5 protein-coding genes and 2 pseudogenes are annotated in these 6000 nt (G+C 69.8%); 1 reads left to right on the top strand and 6 read right to left on the bottom strand.

The window, feature by feature from the left end:
- Positions 1 to 143 precede the first annotated feature (143 nt).
- Positions 144 to 977, top strand: a complete 834-nt coding sequence (locus QOZ89_RS43905) for a transposase family protein (RefSeq protein WP_312630136.1) — start codon at positions 144 to 146, stop codon at positions 975 to 977.
- Between the two features lie 28 nt (positions 978 to 1005).
- On the opposite strand, the gene QOZ89_RS43900 is transcribed toward QOZ89_RS43905, so the two are convergent.
- From QOZ89_RS43900 to QOZ89_RS43880, 6 genes and pseudogenes are all read right to left on the bottom strand, one after another.
- On the bottom strand, positions 1006 to 2622 hold the full coding sequence (locus tag QOZ89_RS43900) for a tetratricopeptide repeat protein (protein WP_312630134.1): 1617 nt from the start codon (positions 2620 to 2622) through the stop codon (positions 1006 to 1008).
- Between the two features lie 503 nt (positions 2623 to 3125).
- Positions 3126 to 3710: pseudogene (locus QOZ89_RS48520) on the bottom strand (P-loop NTPase); the annotation flags it as partial.
- Positions 3711 to 4257: 547 nt separating this feature from the next.
- Positions 4258 to 4583: pseudogene (locus tag QOZ89_RS48030) on the bottom strand (trypco2 family protein).
- A gap of 331 nt (positions 4584 to 4914) precedes the next feature.
- Positions 4915 to 5037 (bottom strand): hypothetical protein, encoded by a 123-nt coding sequence (locus QOZ89_RS48515; RefSeq protein WP_274536524.1) that lies wholly within the window; start codon positions 5035 to 5037, stop codon positions 4915 to 4917.
- Positions 5038 to 5087: 50 nt separating this feature from the next.
- Positions 5088 to 5309 carry a helix-turn-helix domain-containing protein gene (locus QOZ89_RS43885; RefSeq protein ID WP_071048736.1) on the bottom strand — a complete coding sequence of 74 codons (222 nt, stop codon included), beginning with the start codon at positions 5307 to 5309 and terminating at the stop codon, positions 5088 to 5090.
- 207 nt (positions 5310 to 5516) lie between these two features.
- A complete protein-coding gene (locus QOZ89_RS43880) occupies positions 5517 to 5948 on the bottom strand; it encodes a GNAT family N-acetyltransferase (protein WP_071048735.1) in 432 nt (143 codons plus the stop codon).
- Positions 5949 to 6000 lie beyond the last annotated feature (52 nt).

The raw sequence follows: 6000 nt of genomic DNA, 5'->3' as shown, positions 1-6000 counted from the left end.
TGAGCCATTCCCAGCAACGACCTGTGACGTTCGGTGACTGTTACGGGGTGTGAGTATCCCTGGGGCTGTGACAACGAGGGCGCGGGGCTCCGATAGGAAGGTTGCTCCGACCAAAGATCAACCCCAGGGAACCCCGCGCCTCGATGAGTTTCACATACACCGCCGAGTTGCCCCTCGGCGATCACACCGTCTTCCGCCTGGCGGGTCTTCTCGTCGCGGAGCGTCAACGCCGTGGCACCCGCGACGGCACCCGCACGCTGTCCGCGCTGGAACAGGCCGTCATGGTCCTGCGCTGGTTCTGTGACGGCCTCAGGGCCAGACAGCTCTTCGGGGATCATGGAGTGTCCCGGTCGGTGGGCTACCGCTACCTGCACGAGGGCATCGCCGTGCTCGCCTGGCAGGCCCCTGACCTGCGCGAAGCGCTGATGCGGGCCAGGATCGCCGGCTACGACCACCTCGTCCTCGACGGCACGGTCATCGAGACCGACCGGCTGCGCATGCCCGGCCCGACCGAAGGCGTGGACCTGTGGTGGTCCGGCAAGGCCTCCAACCACGGCGGCAACATCCAGGTCCTCTCGGCCCCCGACGACGGCTGGCCGCTGTGGGTCTCGGACGTGCGGCCCGGCCGCGAGCACGACTCGACCGCCCTGAAAGCCTCCGGCGCACTGGCGATCCTCGAGGAATGGACCGCCGACCTGCACGAGGTGCTGTTCGACCTCGGCTACGAAGGGATAGGAAGCCCGGCCGGGCCGCTCGCGATCGCGTACAAGAAGCCCAAGGGCGCCACCCTCACCGACGAACAGAAGGCACACAACCGGATCCACAACGCGCTACGCGCCGTCGGCGAACGCGCGAACGCCCTGCTCAAGGTCACTTTCCGGCTGCTCCACAACATCACCATCGACCCCTGGAAGATCGGACTCGTCGCGAAAGCCGCCCTCGTCATCCTCCACACCGAGCACCGCAGGACCGCCTGACACCCAATACACCAACACACCATTGTTGTCACGGAACGCGACGAGACGTTACCGGGAAAGGCTCAGTGCGTCCGAGCGCGGCAAGAACTATTGCCAGGTTGGTCAGCGACATGGCCAGGTCGGGCAGGAATGCCTCGGGCAGAGCCTCGGCCATCCGACGTCGAATCGCGACGGCCTCCTCGACCGCGGCCAGGCTCTCCTCCCATCGATCCAGCTTGCCCAACCGCACCGACAGGTTGTTCAGCGACCCGGCTAGGCCGGGTAGGAACGCCTCGGGCCGGTCCTCGGCCAGCCGCCGGTAGACGGCGAGGGCCTCCTCGCTCGCGGCCAGGCCCTCCTCCCACCGACCCAGCTCACCCAACCGCACCGACAGGTTGTTCAGCGACCCGGCCAAGTTGGGCAGGTATGCCTCGGGCCGGGCCTCGGCCAGCCGCCGTCGAATCGCGACGGCCTCCTCGATCGCGGCCAGGCTCTCCTCCGGCCGACCCAGCTCACCCAGTCGGTTCGAGACGTTGTTCAGCGACATGGCCAGGTCGGGCAGGTATGCCTCGGGCCGGGCCTCGGCCAGCCGCCGTCGAATCGCGACGGCCTCCTCGATCGCGGCCAGGCCCTCCTCCCACCGACCCAGCTCACCCAACCGCACCGACAGGTTGTTCAGCGACCCGGCCAAGTTGGGCAGGTATGCCTCGGGCCGGGCCTCGGCCAGCCGCCGTCGAATCGCGACGGCCTCCTCGATCGCGGCCAGGCCCTCCTCCCACCGACCCAGCTCACCCAGGTCGACCGACAGGTTGGTCAGCGACATGGCTAGGTCGGGCAGGAACGCCTCGGGCCGGTCCTCGGCCAGCCGCCGGTAGACGGCGAGGGCCTCCTCGTTCGCGGCCAGGCCCTCCTCTAGCCGACCCAGCCCACCCAGGTCGACCGACAGGTTGGTCAGCGCCCCGGCCAGGTCGGACAGGAACTCCTCGGGCCGGGCCTCGGCCAGCCGCCGGTAGACATCGACGGCCTCCTCGCTCGCGGCCAGGCCCTCCTCCCACCGGCCCAGCTCACCCAACCGCGCGGAAAGGTTGGTCAGCGCGTGCGCGAGATTGGATAGAGCATCGTCGGAGAAGGCGGATTTCCGCAGACGGGTGACAGATGTCTGTTGCAGTTCGGCGGCGAGATCGAGCAGGCGGGTGCTGTAGCGAGGCAGCTCGTCGATCACGTCGGCGAGCCGGGCGGCGTCGAGCTGATCCGCTGCGTCGGTGAGCGCTCGGAGCAGCTCGGGTGGGCTGGGGGTTTCGATCGCGACCCGTACCGCGGGCACGGCCCGGCTGGCCGGATCGCTGACGATCAGCCGGTAGACGAGGTCGGCGAGGTTGTGCCTGGTCGCGGAGGCCCGAGCCAACACCGTGAACGCCTGGTAGATCTGCCCAGCGCTGGCGCCGCCGAGCAACTGTCCGGGTCTGTCGGCTCCCTCATCTTGTTCGACGGCGCGGGCAACGAAGTGTTCCGCGACCCGGTCGGGTACCACCCCACCCCACCGGCTGTCGGGCCGGTCGGCGGGCGGCGGGTAGAGGTCGGCCAGCCAGCGCGCGGCCCGGTCCCGCACGTCATAGGCAAACCCATCCGTGCCGGCGAAACCCGGCAACCGGGCCAGGGTGGCCATCGCCTCCTGGTGGGACGCGGCGCCACACAGCGTCGCGGCCAAGACCCCGTCGGCCAGCGTCGACCGGGCACGGTCGATGCCCCGGTCATGGGCCGCTCGGATCCAGTAGTCCTCTTCGTGGCGCAGCAGCCGATCCGCGACCCGATCCCAGGACCCGGCCCCCCCGGCGAGGAGTCCGAGGGCCGGCCAGCATCGAGCAGGGCGACCAGCGCCGCCATGTGCACAGCAAGAACCTGCCCGAAATCATCCCCATCCAGGCGGGGAGGGACGATCGCGGCGGCGCGGGCTGGCCAGTCCACCGTGGGGTCGACCTCGTCGAGGCGGGCCGACAGCGCTTCGACCGCTTCCGCGAACGCCTCCCGGCGACCGGCGACCGTGACGTCCACCGACGCCAAGGCCGCGACCTCGGCTGCCTCTGCCAGGTCGTGCCGGCGGGACAGGTCCATCCACCAGTCCCCGGCGGTGCGCGCGACCAGGAGGAGCCGGACCGGCCGGCGGCTGGCCCGATCTTCCAGCAGGCCCAGCAGCCGGTCGAGGAAGCCGCTGTGGGTTTCGGCGTAGTCCACGACGACCAGCACCGGCCGGTCCGTGGCCGCCACCTCGTCGACAGCCGCCTGTTCACTGGGGATAGCCAGGCCAACTACCCACCCCGCCTCCCGCATCCGCACGCACAGCTCACGGGCGAAACGGGTTTTGCCCTGCCCACCCGGACCGGTCAACAGCCGCACTGCGGTGTCCCCGACGCTGTGGCACCAGTCGGCGAACTCGGTCAGCAGCTCTTCGCTAACACCCCGCAGACCCACAACGGCGGAGTCGGCCCGCAGAAGCTGCGCCGGCGTTCGTAGCCGGGTCAGCCTGGGCTGGTTGGTGAGCAGACCAACTAGCTCGACGGACTGCCAGCTGACCTCGCCACCATCCGCCGCTACCAGCCGGCGGAACTCGCCGTCGGCCAGCAACGTCTCCGCCGGTACCGCCGAGAGGCGGCCCCCGGCGAACCCACGCAGATCAGCGATCACGACCCCGACCAACAGCCACCCAGCCCCGCCACCCTGGCGATCCGCGGAGGCGAACAGGGCCGCCCCCGACATGCTCGCCCACGGCGACAGCTCACCGTCGCGCGGCCCAGCCAACGGCGGCGGGTCATCGACGTTCACGTCATAGCGGTCACTCACCAGCCCACCCAGCGGATTGACGTGCCCTACCAGCTGGTTCGTCTCCCGCACCGCATCGCCCTCACGCAGCACCCGGGGAAAGCCGACCCCCTGACACGCGATCCCACCCGTCCGACCCGTGAACACCCCCCACCGCAGCCGATCCACCGGCGGCCCGCTCCACCCATCGGACACGATCTGGACCAACGCGGCGTCCACCCCCGCCCGCGACGCCGGCCACACCACACGACCCTCCGCCTCGACCCGCCCGCCCGGACCGACCCCGACACGAAGACGCACTCGGCCCGCTGGCGCATCACCGTCAGGAAAGACCACGTGCGCGGCCGTCAACACCAGCCGCGATGTCACCAACAGGCCCGAGCCGACCCGCTCCCGCCCATCGGCGCGAACTGCCCGCACCTCGACGACCTGGCCAGACGGTGCGCCGACTCCACCCCCCATAGCCACGCCCCGTTACCGCGAGCTACTCGTCGTCGCCGATCAGCGACCGATCACCCGTAGTCGGATCAACCGGCGCCAACCGCACCGTCAGCCGATGCGACGACGTCGAGGACCGCTGCCCACCCGCACCAATCGACACCACACCAATCCGGACCCCGCATCCGCCTTACCGCCAGCCGCAACCTCCACACCCAGCTCCAACTCAATCGGCTCAGCCGCGAACCGGATCGGCGAACCCACACCAGCCGCCTGCGCGGCGACCAACTCCGCCCGAACCGCCCCGATCGCCTCCGCCAACCCCACCCACGGCTCAGACACTAAGGCCCCCGAATCCACGTGACGAATCATGCGAGAAGTAGCAAGACTATCGCGCACTGCCACAACGCCCGGCAACGTTGTCTAGGCCGACCACCAGCCGCAGATCCGGCACCCAAGCCAAAGCCCACGGCAGCCGCCAACAGACGACCGCGAGCCGGCCCCGCCATGGGAGCTGGAATGACTCGACGCGTCGCTCCTGCGGGTCCGGACCGGGCGCTCTGGGCGGTAGCGGACGGTTCGGCCGTCATGGTCGCCGTATCGGGGTGAGGCAATGCAGCGTGCCGAGCTTCATCTCCTACACCCCCGACTCGTGCGGCTGGAGACGCTGCCGGACGCGCTCGTTCTCGCGGGCGGCCAGGACTCACGCGGCGAGCTTCCCTACCGGGCCGCCGCGTCGCTGGCCGCTCGCCTCGGCACGGAACTCCAGCACGTCCCCGGTGGCCACGTCGGCCTGACCACGCACCCCGCCGAGGTCGCCGAACACCTGCGCAGGCCCTCCGTACCTCGATCTGAATCCAGCTCGCCCGGGGCAGGTCATCCGCCCGCGGCGCCCTCGGCCTCCCAGCGCAGCAGGTCGCCGGGCTGGCAGTTGAGCACCTCGCATAGGGCGGCGAGGGTCGCGAAGCGCAGCGCCTTGGCGCGGCCGTTCTTGAGGACCGCCAGGTTGGCGGGAGTGATCCCTACCCGGTCCGCGAGCTCGCCGACGGACATCTTCCGCCGGGCGAGCATCACGTCGATGTCGACGGCGATCGGCATCAGATCACCTCGTCCAGCTCGGCCTCGTAGTTGAGCACTACATGAGCATCGGGTCGCGAGCTATTTGAGCAGTCACCCTCAGTGACGGCGGCGCGTGATCCCTGTGGCTTCCATCGGTGGTGCTGGGTGTCGCGGCCGGAGGTGGGACGGGTCGCCGCCCTCGGCGAACAGAGCCTCCACATCGACCCAGCCCGACGCGGAGGGCGTTCAGCCGGGCTTTTCCATGTCGACGAACTCCACAGGCCCGTAACCGTCGAACGTCTCGGTATGCCGGCCGGTTTCGGCGAAACCGAGGCGCCGGTACAGGCGGATGGCGCGTTCGTTGAAGGCCGCGACATCGAGCACCACGCGGCACCGGCCGTAGATAGGGCGGGCGAACTCCAGGCCCGCCAACACGAACTGCTCGCCGAGCCCGCGACCAGTGAGATCCGGCCGCAGGCCAAACCCGTAGAACAGCCCGTCGTCGACCGGCTCGAAGAAGTAGAAGCCGATGAGGGCGCCATCGTCGTCGCGCACGGCGAAGAAGAGCTCCGGGTTCTTCACGGGCAGGCCGTCACTGTCGTAGAAGTCGTAAGGCGGGTAGTAACGCCAGGCGTCGCGTTCGCGGAACATGGCGTCGTCCGCCGGTTCGATCCTCACAGGTCCCGCCCGTCCCGAGCACCGGTGCACTCCATCAGCGCGATTCTCCCAC

Origin of the sequence: Pseudofrankia coriaricola (assembly GCF_032027725.1) — a bacterium.
Lineage (GTDB): Bacteria > Actinomycetota > Actinomycetes > Frankiales > Frankiaceae > Pseudofrankia.
Note: the sequence above shows the minus strand (reverse complement) of the source record. Positions and strands in the feature narration are given on the sequence as shown.